Genomic DNA, 19,804 nt, shown 5'->3' with positions numbered 1-19,804 from the left:
ATAGGAGCGAATAGCGTCGAGATCTGTGTGTAAATAGGTCTGAAAATGGTCAATATCGAACCTGACGGCTTGCACACTTGAGAGCACCAGGTTCAAAGGTGGGGGGCAGCATACTGTTTTTGGAACTGACTTGGTGTCATGTCCGTCTGATTTTTAAAGTATCTAACGAAATTGCTCGCATCCTCAAAACCAAAGTCATATGCCAACTGCTGTGTGGTGACGTTGCTTACCACCAAGCGCCGTTTCATTTCGATTATTATAAAAGCATCAATCATCTGTTTCGCGGTAAGGCTAATAGCGAGTTTGCAGATCTGGTTAAGGGTTTTGTATGTGGTGCCTATTTGCGAAGCATACCAACTGGCATCTCGAATACGCTCATAGTTATCTTGCAAGAGCTCAACGAAACGAGCCAGTTTATAGCTTTGTTCTTTGGACAGCTTGTCGTGACGCTCTTTTGGCCGAATTCGATGAAGCATAAGCGCAAACGACGAAAATAGATACATCACAATCAGAGGATCAGTACTCTCATGGGACATCTCATTAACGACCTCTTCAATAATTCGTTTGACACTGCTGCAGGTCTTCTTATCTAGTGCCTGTACTGGTGAATAAGCCTGATTGAGATGTGTCGGGGTGTAGTTAGGTAGACGCATGTTGGCGTGCACCTGATCAAGAAACGCTTGTGTAAAGAGAATCATCTTGCCAGTTGGCTTGGAGGTAAAATCAAAGGCATGCACCTGTTCTCTTCGTACAAAGACGATACTGCCAGACTCAAATGGGTACTCTTGGAAATCAACCATGTGTGTACCAGTGCCTTGCTCAATATACACCATCATAAAAAAAGTGATTCGATGCGGCTTTTGCGGAGAATGACTTTTAAACTCACGTTGATAGAGTGACTCTAAATCAAAGATCTCTAACTCAGCTTGATTCGATTTTTGATGGTTAAAGCCAATTGTAGGAATGTGCATTTATCCTCCATGCATTGATTCATGTCACTCTACTCTATTTAGCACTTTTATGTCTCGTTGCTAGAGACTAGTCGCTAATGACTATAAGTGAGCTCTAGTCATTTGACTACAAAGAATAAATAGTGACGTTATATACCTTTGGTGGTAACGCATGCTCCTTCATCTCGTCATTCATAACTCGCGTACTTATCTTTAGCGTATCCCCTTTCAATTATCATCATAAACTCTGACATAAGCATCTTCTGCTTTTGCAGTATACGTATCTGGCAAATATGCGGGTTGCTTGCTGTGGTATTACATCAACGATTTATGTCAAATGGCGCTACATGGTAAGAATAGTGATAAGCCATTAAATACACTCTCCGACTCTAACAATAAATACCATTATACCCAAGTTACCTCAAGATACAGGATTCAGAGGGTTGCCAGCTCATTCAATGCAAGGCGAAGGTTTGCAGAAATGGCATCTTGAAGTAGCTTGGGTATATCAATTTCACAGGAAGCAAGATGAAAAACGTCGTAGTAAAATTTGCAGGAATAGCTATATTAGCAACAACAATGACCGGGTGTGTGGGCAGTAATGCGGTCACAGGTAAAGTTATGAAGTTTAATGTCGAAACCGTTGATAACCGATACGCACGTGCCGGTGTTAACTTTCTTTTAGCACCTGTTTATGGCGTTACTAGTGCTGCAGACTACGCCGTCTTCAACTCTTTAGAATTCTGGACGGGTAAAAACCCAATCACTGATTCTCCACATATCTTTGATAGTGAAGTTGAAACCCATATCAAAGTTAATGATGACCTTGATCCAAGCTTGAAAGAAGCGCCAATAAGCCCTATTTAAAAAAATTAAAACTCCTTGGGTGTAAACCACAGAGCAACTACTTTGAAAAACGCCTGAAACCTAGTTGTTCAGGCGTTCTATATATTGGGTAATCAACAACGGCTTTGGGCAGGATAAAGCAAAACTAGTTTCTCGACGCAAACACCAATGCGATACCTCCCAATATAAGCAATGTCGCAATCCCTGTAGAAACCGTAATAGCCTCACTCAGCACTAACCACCCGCCAATACTTGCCAATGCCGGCACCGATAGCTGAACAACCGATGCCTTCAATATCGACAGCTTTGGTAACACCGCATACCAAATGGCATAACCGATCCCTGAAGCTACGGCTCCTGACAACACAGCCAGCAAAACACCACGGTAAGCGATGTGTTCAAATTCCATGGATACAGAAGGGAGCACGCCAATGAACACAGCTAGTACCACTGCCACCACCACAGCCAGCGTTGATGCCAACAAGAAGCTGATAGACATGGTCAAAATTGGAGGCCTTTCACTCGATTGCTTGCCCAATATGGTAAATGCTGCCCAACACATACCCGCGAAGGCCATGAGTGCTGCAGCGAACAAATCAGGCCGAGTCGCATTGGGGATCAGTAAATATCCAAACCCGGTGAGAGAAACAGCGAGTCCAGCCCACTCCCAAAAGTGCATTTTATTGCCACTGAAAAGGTGAAAGCCAATCATACTAAATTGAACTGAAGCAAATAGGATCAGGGCCCCAGTCCCGGTAGCAATCTTTACGTATGAAAAAGAAAATGCCGCCGCATAGCCAAACAGCATCATCGCACCGGCAATGTCTGATTTCTTCCAATTAGCTCGAGAATAGGACATCCTTGAATGCATGGCTAAGGTTAAAACCACCAGCGTAATCGCGCCAGAAACTAACCTAATCAGAGTAAAGCTCCCTGCATCAATATACCCTTCGGCTAGTGCCAGCCGGCATAATATGGAGTTTCCCGCAAATGCCAGCATAGCGCTAATGACATAAATGGCTATTTTAACGGGTGAGCTTGATTGTGAAGCGCTGTGCAATGGCAATTTTGACAATGAAGGCGGCCTATTAAGTATTAAAACTGCTAATACGCTTATAATGAGCGGTTAAAGAAAGAAATGCTAACCAAGAAATTGGTCCCATCTAACGGTGCTATTCTTGCGCATCAAATACGATATTCCCTTGCAACACTGTCATTATGATTTGCGTATCTGCAATATCATCGGGAGATAAACGGGTAATATCTCGTTCGAGGATAGCAAAGTCGGCCGACTTACCGACGGTAATCGATCCTGTAATATCACTGAGCCCTAAACTTTCGGCAGCATTGATCGTGTAGGAGTCTATCGCAGACTGTACATCTGGTAAGCCGGTTTTACCCATTTTTAAGCTATTCGCAATACCAACTAAAGGGTTGATGTCGTGAACATTCCAGTCACTACTTAACGTAACATTCGCGCCGGTATCAAAAATGGCTCGAGGGTTCATAAGGGCAGCACTTCGCTCAGTGCCCAGCATTACTTCTGCCCATTGGTGGTCATGGTTCGCGACATAGTCAGAACCTACTTGGAAATCCGCAGTAGCCGCCAGTTTAGCAAAACGAGGAATATCCTTTTCGCTCACCAATTCAACATGAGTCAGTGTGTAAGGTTTTGTCGAACCTTGCTCCCGAACATACGCAATCGCATTTAACGACTCACGAATCGCACCATCCCCGATAGCATGTATATGAGCACTGTAACCAATGTCATCAAGCGCTTCCAACCATGCTGTCATCTGGCTTGGCGGAATATAATGAATACCGCGAGGCTCATCAGGAATGTATGTTTCCAAATATGGCTCTAGTGTTTTAGCCGTGCCGTTAATAGTAATGCCGTCGCTATACATTTTCACTTGATCAACAAGCAGTAAGTGCGACTTATCGCTGGATTGTATTTTTTTCAAAAACTCGATCTGCGGCTCCATAGCGTCCGTAGGGTAAATCCATGGACGGAGTGAAACACGTGCCGTTAAATCACCGTCTTTTTCTGCTTGTTTCCACACTTCGAACCAACCGCGTTTCCAGTAAAGACGGCCATCACCAATCGTTGTAATACCATGCGCAGCCGCTTCTTCAAGTCCGCTCATTAAACCATCGTAGCTTTGATTAAACTGATTATCTAAACTGTTCCAAGCCATCTCCATGACGATATCACCAGCGTTATCAAATAGAATTCCATTCAGTTCGCCACTTACAGCGTCTTTGAGAATTTTTCCTCCTTGTGGTTCGGGTGTGTCTTTAGTAATACCGGCTAGTTTAAGCGCTGCCGAGTTGACCCACATGGAATGGGACGTTTGCTCCATGATAACCACAGGCTGGGTCGGAAAAATACGGTCGATTACTTCAAGTGGTGTATAACGGTTGTCTTCATTCAATACAGCATCTAAAGAGAACCCATATCCCATCAACCACGCGCTGGAGTCAGCTTTGTTACGACACGCTTTTAAATAGGGAATTTGCTCTTCAAGCGTAGCATCCATATCCAGCTCACAGTTGCCGCCAGCTTCTGAAGCTGCCTCAAAAACATGGTTGTGATTATCAATGAAACCTGGCAGTACATATGCCTGTTCAAGATCGATATATTCAGTGCGTTTGTTGCTATATGCCTCGGCGTCTACTGCTTTGCCAACGAACACGATAGTACCATCATGAATCGCTATCGTATCGGCTCGACTATGGCCAAAAATTTTTGCGTTCGTTAGAACCATGTCGGCTTGTTCGAAAGCCAGTGCATTCGGGTTAATTATCAGGCTCGCGATGACTGTCAGTGGATATATTCGATTCATTATTCATTCCTTCTATCTCCCGCTGTATCATTGTGAGTCCCGGGAGAGTTAGTGTCTATCAATAGAGAAAGTCTACTGAAGCATGAAATAAAAAGAAAAATAGTGAGTATATGAATCCTTAGATAGCAACCCCACTTTCATTAAATATCGACAATTCCTGAGAATGGAATTTTACAGATCGGATAAAACGCCTCCTCCCCAAATGGAGATACCGCTAATTCAATTTCGCCGTGGTTAGTATAAGTATCGAAGCGTTCGTTATCACTTGAGACCTTCTCAACAAGCTCTGCGACTTTTTTACTTTGTTCTGCACAATTACCTTTTTGTCCCTTTTCAAAGGCTATGTACATTTCGCTTACTGACATGACAGTCAACGCACAGTGTGTTTCTTCATGCCTATAAAGTTTCTTTATATACTCTCGATATAACTCTGTGGTTTCAGGTGATACTGCTGACTTTTTTATTTGTGGTAGCTTATAAGTAATCTCTAAGCTAAACGCCTTAATTTCACAGGTATCATCATCAATCCAGTAGTCATACCTCCACTCAGTATATCCGTCCGCTTCCCGCACCTTAAGAAACAGTGGTTTTTCTTCTTCGAATGATTTCTCAATGTCAGATACAATATCACCTTCAACTGAATATATTTCATACTGAGTTGTGAATGCAAAAGGCAACGGTGTATCAATAGCAAGTCCTCTAAGCGGCAAGAACACCAAGAAAAAGATAAATATTTTCATATGCTTGCCTCACCACACCCCACTAAATAAGTGCATATTTTGATCAACTAAACGTTACTTAAATCTGAGGAGTTAAACGAATACATCCGTACTTCGTCGCGAGGAAACCAGCCGAGCTTTTCATAAAAGTGTTGTGCATTAATGTTTTCATTTGCAACAAATAAGTGGGTCTTTGGTATGCCTTGCTCTTTCAGCGCATCAATTGCACTTAATAACAGCTTTGCACCAATCCCTAGCCCTTGGCAAGTTGAACAAACTGCGAGGTGCTGAATATACCCCCTCCTTCCATCAGTTCCAGCTAAGATAGCCCCCGTTATCTTGGTGTTATCCATCGCGACAAAACTCAAGCCGGGATTTAGGCTTAAATATTTTGAGATATTCTGGTGTGAGTCAGCATCGCGAAGTTGCATTGCTTCGGTTTCAGACCAAAGTTTAATCACCTGCGGATAGTCAGAGATATCCATTTCTCGGATCAGTGCCATTCTTTTTCCTACATTATTACTTGGTTAATGTCCGTTTCTATTCTTGCGTATTCTGCCATACATGGAATAAACCAATCTTCACTCAATAATAATGATTATTTTAGCCTGATCAAAAAAAACCGGCAGAGCGCCGGTTTTTTTGCTGTTCAAGAGACGTTATTTTTTACCGTTCTTGTGTTTGTATTCCAGTGTCACAATGATTGGATCGTGATCAGACGATGAATAGATATTGTCTGACTTCTCCAAATCACCGGTGTGCTTGCTGCCGTATTCAAACATATCACTTTCTGCAGCATTGATGTGCCAAGCTTCAACCGCTGCGACCTTACCAACCAGTGATGGTGAAGCCAACGCATGATCCAAGCTGCCTAGCTCACCTTCAAAGCTATAGCTGTAATCCGTTTTGTGTTTCAGATTAACCAGACCATAACCTTTTTTAACCAACTGACCCTCTTGCTCGAAAACTTTGCCATCAAGCGTTGTATGCGAAGCGGTAAAGATTTTGCCACCGCGATCCGCGTCATCAAATGAAGTCAGCGTCAGAATAGGATCTTCCATACCGTACGAGTTCAAGTCGCCCGTCACCAGCACGTCACCCTTGATATCCTGAACCGCTTCACCCAGTACTTTTGCAGCCGAGACACGGAAGTTGTTACAGCTACCCTGCACATCCTCATCGTCACCGAAGATGACATCGTCTTCCCAACACGACGAGCCTTTAGACTTAAAGTGATTCACAATAATCGTCAGATCATCTTTTGCACCGGGAATATTGAACTTCTGCATCATGGCATGACGCTGGTAAGCACTTTTCACTCCACCATTATCTAGCGGTGCATGCTGCTCTGGCAGCATGATTTGGCGCGCTTTATTTTTCGCTTTTACTTTATGGTGACGGTAAATAATCCCCACCGTGATCGCATCGGTACCAAAGTATTCAACACCTTCAAAACCTGCTTCATCTTTGAAAGTCAGATCTGATTTGTGTACTTTCACAGCACGGTAATGATCTTTCTTATTCGATTGTGCATCGTTTAGCGCGTTTAACAATGATGCCAAGGCACTATTGCTATCAAAGCCGTTGTTTTCCAGCTCCATTAGCGTGACGATATCAGCATCCATTGCCACGATTGCATTGACCAGTTTGGCCTGTTGCAACGCGAACTCTTCCGTAGACGGTGCGCCACGGTAGCACTTATCGTTAGGGCCAACAGACGCCTCTGAACACATATAGTTTGGATTGCCAGATTCAGCGTATGAGGTGAAATAGTTAAGCACGTTAAAGCCTGCTACTTTCAGCCCATTTTCATCTGCCGTTAGTGGCTCATCAGCCCTTTCATTTTCAGGTAAGCGCAACAAATCACCGCTACCAATGGTATTTGTGGTTACCAAACGGTATTCGCCGTAGCTGTATCCAACCATTGCCGTCAGGCCGGTTAGTTGATCACCCATGCGGAGATAACCATCAACCGGGTTGAAGTTATCGAACCACGGCAGTTCACCGTCTTTGGCTTTGTAATCAGATTCAACATAAACACGGCTAATGGCATTTTCAGCAGCCTGTGCTTTAGCGGCATCGGTTTCTGCCGCATACAGATGTGTTGGGTTATACAAAGGTGCGTTATGTGCCAATACCAAGTTGTTACGGTAGGACGCATAATCAAAACTGAAATTACGGGTGATCACCAACGGGCTGTCAGCATCAAGCAATACCTGCATGCCTTCATGTCGTTCAAGAGCCGTATGAAGATCCTCACCCTCTTGTACACGGAAACGCGTTGGGGCCGGAATTGGGTTTTCTGTACTCAGCACTTTAAAGGCGTTATTGCGAACATCGAGCTGTGTATTACCGTAATACTCTTTAACCGTCGCCTCAACGCAGACTTCTGCACCCGGCTGAATTTCCTTTGACGGCGCACCGCCGCCTAAATGAACAAAAACACCGTCAGAAGTATTTTCATTACCGTCCCCATATGGGTCTTGTAAGTAAAAGCCTTTGTATAAACTCTCACCTCTTGCTGTGACAACACCACGCACAAAGTATTTTTCAGGGCTTTCAAAACTGCCTTCTGGAACGAGCGGGCTTCGGTCACTGTCACCCTGTACATCATAGATAGGAACAAGATTGTCGGTATCACAAACAAAAGGGTTCGGTGGCGGGGTTGAGCCATCACAAGCTTCAAGGCCGCTACAGCCTAGGCCATCAAAGGTATCTGTTGGGAAGGTAACCCATTGCAGATCGACGTCAAAATCATTTTCAACATCTGTTCTTCCCGAGGTAATTGATGGGTCGCGGCGAAGCGTCACATCCTTGGCAAAGTCCTCGCGAACACCGAGTTGGCCCAAGCTATCAATGACGTTTTCACCGTCAAACAAGGCAACAACATCATCACCATTAAAGCTCAGGCTGCCCGACGATTGATCACCGACATCTTTGATATCTTGCGCAGCTGAACTATGGTGAAGCACATAACTCTCGCCACCAGCTAAATCTATATCATTCAGGTTAATGGTTGTGCCGAATGAATTTGCACCATTCATTGCCAAGCGAATACTGTAATCTGAGAGGTTAATCCCAGATTCAGATACATTCGTCACCTCAACGGCTTTATTATTACTCTTTCCTTCAACATATTCCGTTATTAATAGTTGTGCAGAAACAGAAGATGACATTAAGGCCAAGGCAATAGCCCCGGCTAAAGTGTTCATACGTGTCATGTGAAAACTCCGATATAAGGCAAGCCCAATACGATTCGTGCTCAGGCAATACCAACTGATATAGGTAAAGTGCTCAGTGAATAATTATTTAATAGGAGTAAAGCAAAGTTAAAATTGAACTTTATCTCCACGAGCGAGTCTATTCTCATATATCCATGTTACAAATATCAATTTTAATGAACGAGAAATGTCTTTTTTATTCAACTTCTGACTCAAGTGCACACGATTACATAAAAGTACAATTCAACTTCAAACCTTGGCAATCAATCTATTGATTTTATGAACAAAAGATGCAAACACACCGTGATGGCAAATTTAACTTCTGAGCTCTGCTTAAAGTTACCACGTCACAGAGACTGAATTGATGACTAATACCCTGCACATACAACAGTGAAATTAATACACAGCCACATCATTAATACTGCTTTACTTATTTATCTCCCCTCAAAAAATAATCATCCCAAATTTAACCAAATAGTTATAAAAGCATTGATAATTATAATTAAGTGATTATCTCAACTCATCATAAACTGAAGCTCATTACCAATAGCTATAAACCTCATTAATTTAAACCAATTCTGTCATTCTTTTGCAATATTAAGTGATGCCTGCAAAAAGACTCCCTAGAAAATAGCTTACCGCACTACTTAGGAATTATGCTTAAGAAATCTGATTCATAAAACCTTGCAACCTGTAGCACACCGTTAATACATCTGACGGATTTCTGTGAGCCGTATCATGAATTGATAAATTCATGATAGATAATCACTCGGCCAGATGAAACCATACTCCACAACAAGATCACTAGATGGAGTTTTAATTCTCATGCCAGGTTCTACCTTTTTCGAAACTGCACAAAAATTCGGAAAGTCGTTCATGCTTCCGATTGCAGTCCTTCCCGCCGCCGGTCTGTTACTTGGTATCGGAGGAGCTTTATCGAACCCAAACACCTTAGTCGCCTATCCCTTTTTAGATGTTGGCTTCCTACAAGCTCTATTCACCATCATGACAGCTGCAGGCGCTATCGTATTTGGCAACTTGCCGGTCCTATTTGCTGTTGGCGTCGCTGTGGGTCTGGCCCGGAGTGATAAGGGAACGGCAGGTCTTGCTGCGCTGCTGGCTTACTTGGTTATGAACGCAACAATTGGCTCAATGCTCTCGCTTCAAGGCAGTCTGGCAACAGATAACCTCGGCGCCGTTGGACAAGGAATGATTCTCGGCATCCAAACACTCGATACCGGTGTATTTGGTGGTGTGGTCGTCGGCATTATGTCTAACTTTTTACACAGCCGATACAACAATATTGAACTGCCTAAGTTCCTTGGTTTCTTTGGTGGCTCTCGCTTTGTCCCTATCGTATCAGCGTTCTCCGCAATCATTTTAGGTGCCGTCATGTACCTAGTGTGGCCAAAGATCCAGTCAGGTATCTTCGGTTTGGGTGGCTTAATAGAAACGACTGGGTATATTGGTACGTTACTGTATGGCTTCATTCTTCGCATGCTTGGCTTGTTCGGGCTTCACCATATTTTCTACCTTCCTTTCTGGACAACGGCACTTGGTGGCACAGAAGTCGTAAACGGTGTGATGGTTGAAGGCACACAGCGAATTTTCTTCGCTCAATTGGCCGATCCGTCAGTGCAACAGTACTACCTTGGTACATCTCGTTTTATGTCCGGACGCTTTATCACCATGATGTTCGGTCTAATGGGGGCTGCACTGGCAATCTACCACTGTGCTAAACCTGAACACAAAGTTAGGGTTGGCGGCCTGATGTTATCAGCGGCTTTGACTTCATTCCTGACTGGCATCACAGAGCCGCTGGAGTTTTCCTTCCTTTTCGTTGCGCCAGTGCTTTACGTCATCCATGCGGTATTCGATGGCTTTGCCTTCATGTTCGCTCACATGTTTGAAATCACCATCGGCCAGACATTCTCTGGCGGTTTCATCGACTTTATTCTGTTCGGTGTATTACAGGGCCAGGCAAAAACAAACTGGATGGCAGTACCGGTTATTGGTGCAGCTTGGTTCTGCTTGTACTATTTCTCTTTCCGCTTTGTGATCACCAAATTCAATCTCAAAACCCTTGGTCGTGAGGATGAATCACAGGTTGAGGCAGACAATATTTCTGGCAGTGAACGCGCAGTTGCGATTGTTAAACACCTAGGGGACGCCAATAACATTAAAGAGGTTGATTGCTGCGCCACCCGATTACGTCTAACGCTAGATGACGCCACTAAGATTAACGAAGCTGGGCTGAAAACAACCGGAGCCGTCGCCGTCGTCGTCAAGGGGAATGGCGTCCAAGTTATCTACGGCCCACACGTCACCATCGTCAAGAACGAGCTGGAAGAGTTTTTAAGCCTATAGGCAAACACTGAAGGCTATCTTTCGAGATAGCCTTTCTATCTCTCGCCATTGCTCCCAACATAGCTCTCACACTGTTCGATATTTGAGCATACACTGCCCTATCCCTTTAACCATACCGCCAGCTCTATTACACTTGCCGAGTTGAAATCGCAGTATCATGCCGAAGGACAGTTCGAATGCCACAAGTAAACATTATCCCAAATCCTCAAATTGCCGTTATCTTCAAAGGTTGGGCTGAAGACTGGGCCAAAGAAGGTCAGACTAACCAAAAAGACATGGCTAATAAGTTTCATACCGTATACCGCATTGCGGCTGACATGTTCATCAAAGGCGGCGAAGTCGATATGGAATTTCTAACGGCTTTGTTTGAAGACTGCAAGCAGAAGCTTGAAAATGCCCAAGCGATGAATGAAAAAGTGAAGCTGATGTTTAAGGAAGACGACGAACGCGCCGATGCGATCATCGCCAAAATTAACACCACAGCACAAGATGCCGCGCACGTAGTTCGCTACCTCGGCCAGTTGCTAAAGCCTGCGAACTAGGGCTTGTTGACAGGTGGAAGAGATGACTGGGTATTACGCCCTTAAAGCGCATCTCTCCACTTTACCAAAACATCAATGTGTTCCGGCCCAATACCACAACACCCCCCTATCGTCGTCGCCCCTACCTGATACCAACGCTTAGCAAAGTCTAAATAATCACTCGGTGACAGTTCACGCACACTCTGCAACGTGTCGTTTGCCTGATGATCAGACTTTATCGGTGTGAAGTTATTGGCGTAGGCTCCTATTTCTACATCCATATTTAAACTATTGATAACCGTTCTGGCCTCCTTAATTGCTTGCTCCATAACCTCAGGCACTGAACAATTAAAGAAAATACCGGCTCCACCCACTTCACAAACTCGCTTCGCTGCATTCTTGACTGACTCACCAGATCTTAACCGCGCCTCTGCCCCTTCATCGTCAAGGGTAAAGGCGTAATAGCATTTCTTATTCGTGTCACTCAGAACTGTTTTAATCACCTCAAACTCTTCAAGGCTGGAGATAGTTTCTGCAATCCAAACATCCACGTATGGTTGTTGGGATTGAAATAAAGCATTGAAAATAACGGTCGCTTCTGCAGGCTTGAACAAATCTGGGCGATAGCTACCAAAAGCCGGTGGGATACAACCTGCTACACGTACTTCTCGATCACTTTCTACTACAGCAGACTGAGCAATAGCCGCTGCTTTGCCAGCTAAACGTGGTCCATCAGATGCGTACAGAGCTTCCCCTAGGTGGAAAGGAACACAAGCATAACTATTAGTAATAATGATTTCAGCGCCGCTTTCAATAAAGCGCTGATGTGCCAAGCGAACATGCTCAGGGGATTCAATAAGTGCCTGCGCACTCCATAAAGACTGAGAGAACGGCGCGCCAATACGCTTAAGCTCTCGTCCCATTCCACCGTCAAGGATGGTTAATTTCTTCATGATAGGCCCTATACAACTTAGCTACTGATTGTATTGAACCATAATGCCAGCCAATTTTGTCCTGAAACTTTTTCAAAATGAAAATGAAAAAATCCGAGTACAACAGGTGCACTCGGATTTTGTTATCCCTTTAGGATCGCTCAATGCTTTTTCATACAGGCTTTCAGCACATTAGTGGCTTTGCGTGTACGCTGTATTAAGCTCATCCGCCAAGCGGTAACCCGCCTGTGTCAAACGCTGCTTAACCAGTTCCGTGCCTTTCTGGTAATACGCGTCTGATGGTTTGGTGTCTTTCTCGACGCTGTAACCAAAGTCAGCTAGCGCATAACTTTCCTTCACCCACGAATCAACATCAGCGACCTTGCCCAGATCCATATTGCCTTTCGGGAAATCTTGCTGAAGCGAAGCAGCAAAGTCATGGATGTTATGCGATTCATCAAGCATTCCCATACCACTGTCCCACAGGTGGTGAAGATCTTTCTGCGGTACATCCAAAGTATGCTTGTTAGCCCCCAAATCCGTGACACACGCAGTTTCATTCAAGCTTTGCGAGATCGAGTGCATTGGTTGGTGTGAATCACCGGCAACATGGCTCATGAACATCAAGCTCGCAGCCTGTGGGTTTTTTTTGTAATCTTCAAACAGGTAGCTCGCCACCAACTTGATATTCGGGGTATGCACAAAGTCACACTGGCTCGTTGCCGGGTACGCTTGGTTAATGTAATGCCATGCACCCGTTTCTTTCTCATCCCACTGGTTCAACGTCGCAGGGATTGTCTCACCCATTTGCTGCCATACCTGCTCAGCTGGCACTTTACGGATAAGATCAGGCACCATAGCCAATTTAGCGAATTGGCTTGCGCCTTCAAAGCTGTCCATTTTCTGCTGAACATCTTGAGGCATTGACTGGTAAGCCTTACCTGCAAGTTCATCCACTTGCACTTTTACTGCTTCATCCAGGTTCTGATAAGCAATTTCCGCTACTGTTACGTGACCTTGGTAATTCCAAGCCAATGCTGAAGTCGGCGCAAGTGCCAAAGCTGCCATTGCTGAGGCAACAAGAGTGATATTTTTCATAACTGACCATATTTACAATTTGTTACATTCGGCGCTAACTTTGCTCTTCCTTATTGTCGTGGTCAAGAAAATATCCTCAATAAGCATTTAATTGAGCACGTAATCGATTAACCTCGCCCAATACGCTTATTTATCACACAAAACGATCCCTGCGGCATCAGCTAGGATTAATACCGACAATAAAAAGAAGCGGTAGGCCGGACATGCAACTCGATAACTTCGATTTAAATTTGCTCAAAATATTGGTGGTTCTGCTGCAAGAAAAGAACACCCGTAAGGCTGCTGAACGCTTGGAGATCAGCCAACCTGCAGTCAGCCGGGCACTGGTTAAGATCCGCAGCCACTTTGACGATCCTCTGTTTATCCGCCAACCAAGAGGGTTAAAACTGACACCCAAAGCCCAAGGGTTGGAGCAAGAGCTACCGAAGGTACTAGCCCTCCTCGCTAAAACGTTACAGGGTGACGACTTCAAACCACGCGAGCTAACCGGTAAGTTTCGCATTGCGTTACACAGTTACCTATCCGAAAGCCATGGCTATGCGCTATTTGACGCTCTCACCAAAGATGCCCCAAACCTAGATATTGAGATTCACAATTACAGCTCCGCAACGGTAAGCCAGTTAGTCAATCAGGAGCTAGATGCAGGGATCAGTTTCTATCCCATTGGTGTACCCAAAGCACTCAGGCAAGTCCCCGTGGCAGAAACGTTAATTGGTGGGATATGTAAAAGCAGTCATGAATTAGCCGGGAAAACCACCCCTATAGCGACCATATTGAACTACCCTATTACTGGCTTGATCCTGCCGGATCTGAACAACCAATACATGCTAATACAGCAGCTGTTTCCTGAAGGGACGGTACTTAAGCCAAAGTTGAGAAGCCAGTACCTGAGTAATGTCCTAAAATATATTGCAGAGAACAATGCAGTTTGTATCTGCCCCAAAACCTCGCTGGCAAGCTTGTCTGCTGATGAGTTTTCTTTCATCCAATTTGCAGGTCTCGAGGATACACTGACCATGCAAATTTCCTTAACATTCAACAACAGCCAATTTCGCAGCGCCAAATATATTTGGCTGGAGAAACTAGTGAAATCAGTTTTTTCAGTAAATAATTAAACAACCACCCAAAATAACCATTTGTCCCTGAATAGCCATAGCTATTAGAACTTAAATAACAACCAGAGCTTAAATAACTATTAGTCCTTAAATAATGACTAGCACTTAATAAATCATAAAGCAATAATTTACCCATACAGTTATCACCTGTCACACTTTCAATTTTATTTATCGAAATTTCGCCTTGTATTTAAGCCTATTTGTGACTGTTTTATCGAAATAAAACATCCATGAACTTCTCATTGGAAATAAAGTTTTATTCCTCCAGCTTCTCGTATACGCTTTATCCCACTTCGAAACATTCGGCATTAAACACATGAAAAAATTAAATTTTACTGTCATGGCGTTGGTACTCGCTGTGGCAACTCAAGTAAGTGCAAACGATGAAAAGCGTCATCGCTTAGGTGTGGGTTATAGTTCAACTGATGCAGAAGTGATGGGTTTCAGCTTCGGCTATGGGGATGGAATAAAACTTGAGTATGGATATGATATAAATAAATATATAGGTATTCATGTCTCATACGAACAAAATGATGAAAGTATATTAAGAGGAGAGACACTTAAGCTGGGTGGCGATATCGGGTATACGTTTTATCATGAAGACTTCTCTATAAAACCGTTTATTTCAGGTGGCGCCTATTTGTATGATGAGAATTTTTATGATGACACCGGAGCGTATTGGGGATTTGGAGCACGAGCAACATATAAAAACTTCTATGCTGATGTAAGACAAGATTATTTTGATATGGAAGATCAGAATGTAGGTGTTGATATTGAACAATTCTCCTTCACCATAGGTTTGAAACTATAAGATAAATAAAGGAAGCGCCTAGTGCTTCCTTTATTTTAATACTGTTAATCTATCTCTTTTTATTATTAACATCAGCCCATCAATTCTGTCTCTGGGAACCAATGGGACCATACCATCCAGAATATGCCGTTATGCATCGGTATCTGCTCTAGGCGCCCTGCGCCAGAATCCGTTTCACCTCTGAAGTTGACGTCATTAAACGCCACCCGCTGGCCATCTTTTTCCAGACTGAAAAGGTTTACTATGTCGAAGTCTTTGCTATACACCAAAACATAAGGCTTTCCGGCCACCTCAAACTCGTACACCGGGTTTTGCTTGGCAAATTCACGGGTAAAGGCGATTTGCTGTTCTCCGCTGTCAAAACCCCAGACTTGCTCTTTGGCATTAATCCTGTCATCGGCCATATCCAATGTCGGAAAGATGGCTCCTCGCTCAGGGTCAAACTGCTTTTGCATTGGCTTATCAAATACTTTAACCAAAACTTTATCCATCCAGCGGTCAAACGCGTATATAAACACCTCGGCATCCGGGTAGGTTTGCTGGAATGCCTCCCAGGTCATCATGGTGTTGGGGTACTGCTTGATATCCGATTCGCCAAACTCAGTTTCCATCGTTATTTGCTGAATAAGATCGCCCGAGTTGCGGTCGACCATCACTAAATTGTTATGGGTTTGGATCAGTATGCCAAGATCTGATTTCTCACCATGGCCTATGTCTTGGCCGATAACCACTGGCAGGTTACTCAAACCACAAAATGTCATCACGACCTCTTTTCCACCAATCGTATCGCCCGCAATATGGGGAATAGCCAAATGCTGACGTGGGTAGCCCCGTACATCACCATTGATCTCGACGGCATAAATAATATCTTCTTTGCGTAGCTGATTATTCGCTTCTGCAACCGTTACGTAAACGGCATCAGTCTGTTTCGGGGGGAACAGCAAACTCAATAAGAAATTCGCCGCAATAATGCACACTAGGACCCCTTTGGAAGACCATCGCATTGCACGATTCGTCCACAGTTTTACTTTCGAGTGTAGGTACCAAAGGTAGGCCAGCATTGCCAAATTCAAGGCCACAAAATACTCGCTGTAGTGGTAGTAAGCGACTGTCCAGCTACGCGGTAAGTCCAAGCTTTGACCAGGCTCAGTCATAACAACAGCTGAAAATATTGAAAAGACAGCAGTCACAACAGCAACAATATAAAAATGGATGTTATTTACTTTTCGAGAATCACTCATTTATCGCCTCCAACAGACTGAAGTGAAGTAATGAGCACATTCTAAAACAGGTGAAAAAAGCAGCAATCACGCCACCTGTATCACTGATATACCAGCTTTGGTATAACGGCACAGAGTGTCGATTTCAGGCATAAAAAAAGCGCTACCTGCGTAGCGCCTTTATGAGAAGGTTATAGCGATTATTTTGACTGGCAAAGCTTAACGGCATTGCCCAAAACATTCAGGCAAGTCAGGCGGCCTACCCCACCCGGAACCGGTGTAATTGCCGCATCTGATAAGTGACCATCTTGATGCTTGATATCACCCACCAGCTTTCCGTCAATACGGTTGATACCCACATCAATAATCAGCTGGCCTTCAATGAACTGGGTGTTGTCCAGTGTACCGTGGTAACCCGTCGCTACCACGATGACATCAAACTTGTTCCAGTCTACCGCGTCCAGATCAGAGCGGCTGTTGAAGCTTGCTACGGTACTCTGTCGGTTGATCAGCTCAATCGCCAACGGCTTACCCACGATATTGCTGCGACCAAGTACGGCCACTTTCAAACCTGGGAAGCTGTACTCACCACAGTGAAGTTCGATGATATCAATGGCTGCTTGAACCGTGCATGGCAGTACCGGGTTTTGGCCCAAGACCAATTGACCCAATGCTTCTGAGCCAAAGCCGTCAACATCAACGGCTGCCGGTAAGTCCGGTGCTTCCAGTCCATTTGGTAGAGGCAGTTGAAATAAGATCGGATGATCCACGTTGTCAGCCAAGCCATCAAGATCTGCCTGTGTTGTCCCTTCTTCCGGAAGGATAATGTGGTGGCAAGGAAGCTCAAGTGCCTCAAAAAGACGAACCTTGTTTCTCACATAGACCTTACTGGCAGGATCATCACCGACAGTAACGATAGTCAGTTGAACGGGAACGCTGTCTGCGTCAATTTGCTCTTTAAGCTCAGCCAACTTGGCTTCATAAAGTGTATTAATTACTGCTTTCATATTACTTACTGTTTGTGACGAATCTCTTGTTTATAACCAACTGATTCTACTTCAACATTGAGATAGGACAATTAAAGTGTGTTTGTTGTCACATAATTGCCCTATCTCTACAGATTATACAGTAACTGGTGTTGCTTCAATCGCTTCTTGCTCTTTAGCACGCAGTACTTTCGCCACGTGTACTTTCATCACAACGGAAATAGCCAATGCCACCGTCAAGATACCCACGAAGATGTACATGGTCATGGTGTAGCTACCGGTAAGGTTACGCACGAAAGCGGCCAGAGATGAACCAGACAGACCCGCAAGCGCCCATGCTGTCAGTACGTAGCCGTGGATAGCACCCAACTGCTTGGTACCGAAAAGATCGCCGATATAAGCCGGTAGTGTAGAGAAACCGCCACCGTAACAAGTCATGATAACAAACACCACAGCTTGGAATGCCATTGCGTGAGAAAGCGACGGCAGCATAAAGAAGGCAACAATCTGAATAACAAAGAACAGCATGAATGTGTTCGGACGAGTTAGGTAATCAGAAGCTGCAGACCATAGCAGGCGGCCAAGACCATTTAACAGCCCCATTACACCCACCATCGTTGCGGCTTCCATTGCTGTCAGACCCGCAATTTCCTGAGCCATCGGCGAAGCTGCCGAGATAATCGCAATACCACACGTGATGTTGATGAAAATCATCACCCACAGACCCCAGAACGTTGGAGTACGGACCGCATCGTTAGCACTTGATTGGTTCAGATCATCCGCTGGTTTCTTAGCAGGAGTGCCGTGTTCTTTGGTTTCAACCATAGAAGCAGGCTTCCAGCCTTCTGGTGGACGCTCTAGGTAAAGCGATGCAGACAGCATAACAACAAAGTATGTTGCGCCCATGATATAGAAGGTAGAAGACAGACCCACAGCACTAATCAGTGCCTGGATAACAGGACTTGCAATCATAGATGCAAAACCAAAGCCCATAATAGCTAAGCCTGTCGCTAGGCCACGACGGTCAGGGAACCATTTAATTAGCGTCGATACCGGGGTGACATAACCCATACCAAGGCCAATACCCGCCAAAACACCATAGCTAAAGTAAAGCATGTACAGGCTTTCCATCGCAACAGCGACACCTGCGCCGGCTATACCTATGCCGAAGAATGTAGCAGCAATCATACCGGTGAAGCGTGGCCCTTTTTTCTCAACCACATGGCCCATAACAGCTGCCGAAGCGCCAAGGAAGAAAATAGCGATACCAAAGGTCAGCGATATCTGTTGCAAATCCCAACCAAAAGCTTCGTGAAGCGGGTTAGAGAATACGCTCCACGCATACACTGAACCAATGGAAATATGAATACCTACCGCAGCGAGCGCAATTAACCAGCGGTTTTTCACTTGTGCTGTTTTCATTTTTTGAGTTACCTAAAATTCGAAGACAGCAATACCCTATATGAAATCAATTGTGATAAAAATAAAGGCAAAATATCGTCACCATTACTAAAGATTAATGCTGAAATAAAGATTTTCAATGGCATACAAAATGAAATCAGGCGTTTTTTTAAGTTTATAAAACATATAAAAACGCACCACATAAGCTATTAATAAGATTAATATTTATTATGTTTTTTATGATTTAACACACTCAAAACAACTCGGTTAAACCGCAGTGTTAGATCGCCCTTACCAACTATGTGCAATCTAACTTTCCATTCTTGAAAGTGACTTTTTAAAATAACCGCCTCAAATTTGTCTAAATATTAATCAACAATACTGATTATAAAAAATATAATTTTAAAATAAATTGATAGTAAATTGACAATCCCCTGAAAAACGAACGCTATTTTGCTGGTTAAATATGTACACCAAGTAACTGCAAACGGCTTGGTTATATACATCCAAAGCATAAAATACAAAGCAAAATAGTGAGGGTAATATGGATCAGGCAGAAGGTTTACGAAGCATTTTTCAGCGGCAGCAATGTATTCAGAAAGTTCGACAGTACCACAAGCAAATAAGAGAAGCGGTTGCCCATGGTAAAACCCAGCAGGTCAGCCAATTGCTAAACCTATTAGAAGCTGCACAACTTCAACTAGAAGCAACCTATGATCAACCGTCCAATTGGGTACATTAATATTGTCTACTTAGCCATAGAAGAGGTGA

At 44.0% G+C, this 19,804-nt stretch carries 16 protein-coding genes and 1 pseudogene; 6 read left to right on the top strand and 11 right to left on the bottom strand.

Features of this window, described 5'->3' with window-relative positions; genetic code table 11:
- Window positions 1–92: 92 nt before the first annotated feature.
- Window positions 93–971 (bottom strand): helix-turn-helix domain-containing protein, encoded by an 879-nt coding sequence (locus tag L4D79_RS14400; RefSeq protein ID WP_428652249.1) that lies wholly within the window; start codon window positions 969–971, stop codon window positions 93–95.
- Between the two features lie 507 nt (window positions 972–1,478).
- On the opposite strand from L4D79_RS14400, the pseudogene L4D79_RS14395 reads away from it, so the two are divergent.
- Window positions 1,479–1,814, top strand: a pseudogene (locus tag L4D79_RS14395) (DUF3332 family protein); the annotation flags it as partial.
- Window positions 1,815–1,941: 127 nt separating this feature from the next.
- Here the strand turns inward: L4D79_RS14395 and L4D79_RS14390 are convergent.
- The 5 genes from L4D79_RS14390 to L4D79_RS14370 all read right to left on the bottom strand — a co-directional run bounded on the left by L4D79_RS14390 (window position 1,942) and on the right by L4D79_RS14370 (window position 8,582).
- Window positions 1,942–2,796, bottom strand: a complete 855-nt coding sequence (locus tag L4D79_RS14390; protein ID WP_489685941.1) for a DMT family transporter — start codon at window positions 2,794–2,796, stop codon at window positions 1,942–1,944.
- A 172-nt stretch (window positions 2,797–2,968) separates the two neighbouring features.
- A complete protein-coding gene (locus L4D79_RS14385) occupies window positions 2,969–4,642 on the bottom strand; it encodes an amidohydrolase (RefSeq protein ID WP_428652248.1) in 1,674 nt (557 codons plus the stop codon).
- A 140-nt stretch (window positions 4,643–4,782) separates the two neighbouring features.
- A complete protein-coding gene (locus L4D79_RS14380) occupies window positions 4,783–5,382 on the bottom strand; it encodes a DUF922 domain-containing protein (protein WP_428652247.1) in 600 nt (199 codons plus the stop codon).
- A 47-nt stretch (window positions 5,383–5,429) separates the two neighbouring features.
- Window positions 5,430–5,864, bottom strand: a complete 435-nt coding sequence (locus L4D79_RS14375) for a GNAT family N-acetyltransferase (RefSeq protein ID WP_428652246.1) — start codon at window positions 5,862–5,864, stop codon at window positions 5,430–5,432.
- Window positions 5,865–6,020: 156 nt separating this feature from the next.
- Complete coding sequence (locus L4D79_RS14370) at window positions 6,021–8,582, bottom strand: ExeM/NucH family extracellular endonuclease (protein WP_428652245.1); 2,562 nt, start codon at window positions 8,580–8,582, stop codon at window positions 6,021–6,023.
- Between the two features lie 825 nt (window positions 8,583–9,407).
- On the opposite strand from L4D79_RS14370, the gene L4D79_RS14365 reads away from it, so the two are divergent.
- Both L4D79_RS14365 and L4D79_RS14360 read left to right on the top strand, forming a co-directional pair.
- Complete coding sequence (locus tag L4D79_RS14365) at window positions 9,408–10,949, top strand: PTS transporter subunit EIIC (protein ID WP_428652244.1); 1,542 nt, start codon at window positions 9,408–9,410, stop codon at window positions 10,947–10,949.
- 176 nt (window positions 10,950–11,125) lie between these two features.
- On the top strand, window positions 11,126–11,491 hold the full coding sequence (locus tag L4D79_RS14360) for a hypothetical protein (RefSeq protein WP_428652243.1): 366 nt from the start codon (window positions 11,126–11,128) through the stop codon (window positions 11,489–11,491).
- A 41-nt stretch (window positions 11,492–11,532) separates the two neighbouring features.
- On the opposite strand, the gene L4D79_RS14355 is transcribed toward L4D79_RS14360, so the two are convergent.
- Window positions 11,533–12,423, bottom strand: coding sequence for a homocysteine S-methyltransferase family protein (locus L4D79_RS14355; RefSeq protein WP_428652242.1), 891 nt, complete (start codon window positions 12,421–12,423; stop codon window positions 11,533–11,535).
- Between the two features lie 171 nt (window positions 12,424–12,594).
- The gene (locus L4D79_RS14350) at window positions 12,595–13,500 is read right to left on the bottom strand and encodes a S1/P1 nuclease (RefSeq protein ID WP_428652241.1); all 906 of its coding nucleotides are present in this window, start codon (window positions 13,498–13,500) and stop codon (window positions 12,595–12,597) included.
- Between the two features lie 203 nt (window positions 13,501–13,703).
- Between L4D79_RS14350 and L4D79_RS14345 the strand changes: the two genes are divergently transcribed.
- Both L4D79_RS14345 and L4D79_RS14340 read left to right on the top strand, forming a co-directional pair.
- Window positions 13,704–14,615 carry a LysR family transcriptional regulator gene (locus L4D79_RS14345; RefSeq protein WP_428652240.1) on the top strand — a complete coding sequence of 304 codons (912 nt, stop codon included), beginning with the start codon at window positions 13,704–13,706 and terminating at the stop codon, window positions 14,613–14,615.
- 316 nt (window positions 14,616–14,931) lie between these two features.
- Complete coding sequence (locus L4D79_RS14340; RefSeq protein WP_428652239.1) at window positions 14,932–15,426, top strand: outer membrane beta-barrel protein; 495 nt, start codon at window positions 14,932–14,934, stop codon at window positions 15,424–15,426.
- 71 nt (window positions 15,427–15,497) lie between these two features.
- On the opposite strand, the gene L4D79_RS14335 is transcribed toward L4D79_RS14340, so the two are convergent.
- From L4D79_RS14335 to L4D79_RS14325, 3 genes are all read right to left on the bottom strand, one after another.
- Window positions 15,498–16,667 (bottom strand): DUF3179 domain-containing (seleno)protein, encoded by a 1,170-nt coding sequence (locus L4D79_RS14335; protein ID WP_428652238.1) that lies wholly within the window; start codon window positions 16,665–16,667, stop codon window positions 15,498–15,500.
- A 179-nt stretch (window positions 16,668–16,846) separates the two neighbouring features.
- Entirely contained in the window at window positions 16,847–17,653 is an 807-nt protein-coding gene (locus L4D79_RS14330; RefSeq protein WP_428652237.1) for a tetrahydrofolate dehydrogenase/cyclohydrolase catalytic domain-containing protein, read from the bottom strand.
- A gap of 114 nt (window positions 17,654–17,767) precedes the next feature.
- On the bottom strand, window positions 17,768–19,054 hold the full coding sequence (locus L4D79_RS14325; RefSeq protein WP_428652236.1) for an L-lactate MFS transporter: 1,287 nt from the start codon (window positions 19,052–19,054) through the stop codon (window positions 17,768–17,770).
- A 523-nt stretch (window positions 19,055–19,577) separates the two neighbouring features.
- Between L4D79_RS14325 and L4D79_RS14320 the strand changes: the two genes are divergently transcribed.
- Entirely contained in the window at window positions 19,578–19,775 is a 198-nt protein-coding gene (locus L4D79_RS14320; protein ID WP_428652235.1) for a hypothetical protein, read from the top strand.
- Window positions 19,776–19,804: the final 29 nt, after the last annotated feature.

Origin of the sequence: Photobacterium satsumensis (genome assembly GCF_050336935.1) — a bacterium.
Taxonomy (GTDB): Bacteria; Pseudomonadota; Gammaproteobacteria; order Enterobacterales; family Vibrionaceae; genus Photobacterium; species Photobacterium satsumensis.
Note: the sequence above shows the minus strand (reverse complement) of the source record. Positions and strands in the feature narration are given on the sequence as shown.

Bases quoted from the DNA above. Each gene is read 5' to 3' on its own strand.
- L4D79_RS14390 (WP_489685941.1), bottom strand. From the start codon at position 2,796: ATGCTGGCATTTGCGGGAAACTCCATATTATGCCGGCTGGCACTAGCC.
- L4D79_RS14385 (WP_428652248.1), bottom strand. From the start codon at position 4,642: ATGAATCGAATATATCCACTGACAGTCATCGCGAGCCTGATAATTAAC.
- L4D79_RS14380 (WP_428652247.1), bottom strand. From the start codon at position 5,382: ATGAAAATATTTATCTTTTTCTTGGTGTTCTTGCCGCTTAGAGGACTT.
- L4D79_RS14365 (WP_428652244.1), top strand. From the start codon at position 9,408: ATGCCAGGTTCTACCTTTTTCGAAACTGCACAAAAATTCGGAAAGTCG.
- L4D79_RS14360 (WP_428652243.1), top strand. From the start codon at position 11,126: ATGCCACAAGTAAACATTATCCCAAATCCTCAAATTGCCGTTATCTTC.
- L4D79_RS14350 (WP_428652241.1), bottom strand. From the start codon at position 13,500: ATGAAAAATATCACTCTTGTTGCCTCAGCAATGGCAGCTTTGGCACTT.
- L4D79_RS14340 (WP_428652239.1), top strand. From the start codon at position 14,932: ATGAAAAAATTAAATTTTACTGTCATGGCGTTGGTACTCGCTGTGGCA.
- L4D79_RS14370 (WP_428652245.1), bottom strand. From the start codon at position 8,582: ATGACACGTATGAACACTTTAGCCGGGGCTATTGCCTTGGCCTTAATG.
- L4D79_RS14330 (WP_428652237.1), bottom strand. From the start codon at position 17,653: ATGAAAGCAGTAATTAATACACTTTATGAAGCCAAGTTGGCTGAGCTT.
- L4D79_RS14345 (WP_428652240.1), top strand. From the start codon at position 13,704: ATGCAACTCGATAACTTCGATTTAAATTTGCTCAAAATATTGGTGGTT.
- L4D79_RS14375 (WP_428652246.1), bottom strand. From the start codon at position 5,864: ATGGCACTGATCCGAGAAATGGATATCTCTGACTATCCGCAGGTGATT.
- L4D79_RS14335 (WP_428652238.1), bottom strand. From the start codon at position 16,667: ATGAGTGATTCTCGAAAAGTAAATAACATCCATTTTTATATTGTTGCT.
- L4D79_RS14320 (WP_428652235.1), top strand. From the start codon at position 19,578: ATGGATCAGGCAGAAGGTTTACGAAGCATTTTTCAGCGGCAGCAATGT.
- L4D79_RS14400 (WP_428652249.1), bottom strand. From the start codon at position 971: ATGCACATTCCTACAATTGGCTTTAACCATCAAAAATCGAATCAAGCT.
- L4D79_RS14355 (WP_428652242.1), bottom strand. From the start codon at position 12,423: ATGAAGAAATTAACCATCCTTGACGGTGGAATGGGACGAGAGCTTAAG.
- L4D79_RS14325 (WP_428652236.1), bottom strand. From the start codon at position 19,054: ATGAAAACAGCACAAGTGAAAAACCGCTGGTTAATTGCGCTCGCTGCG.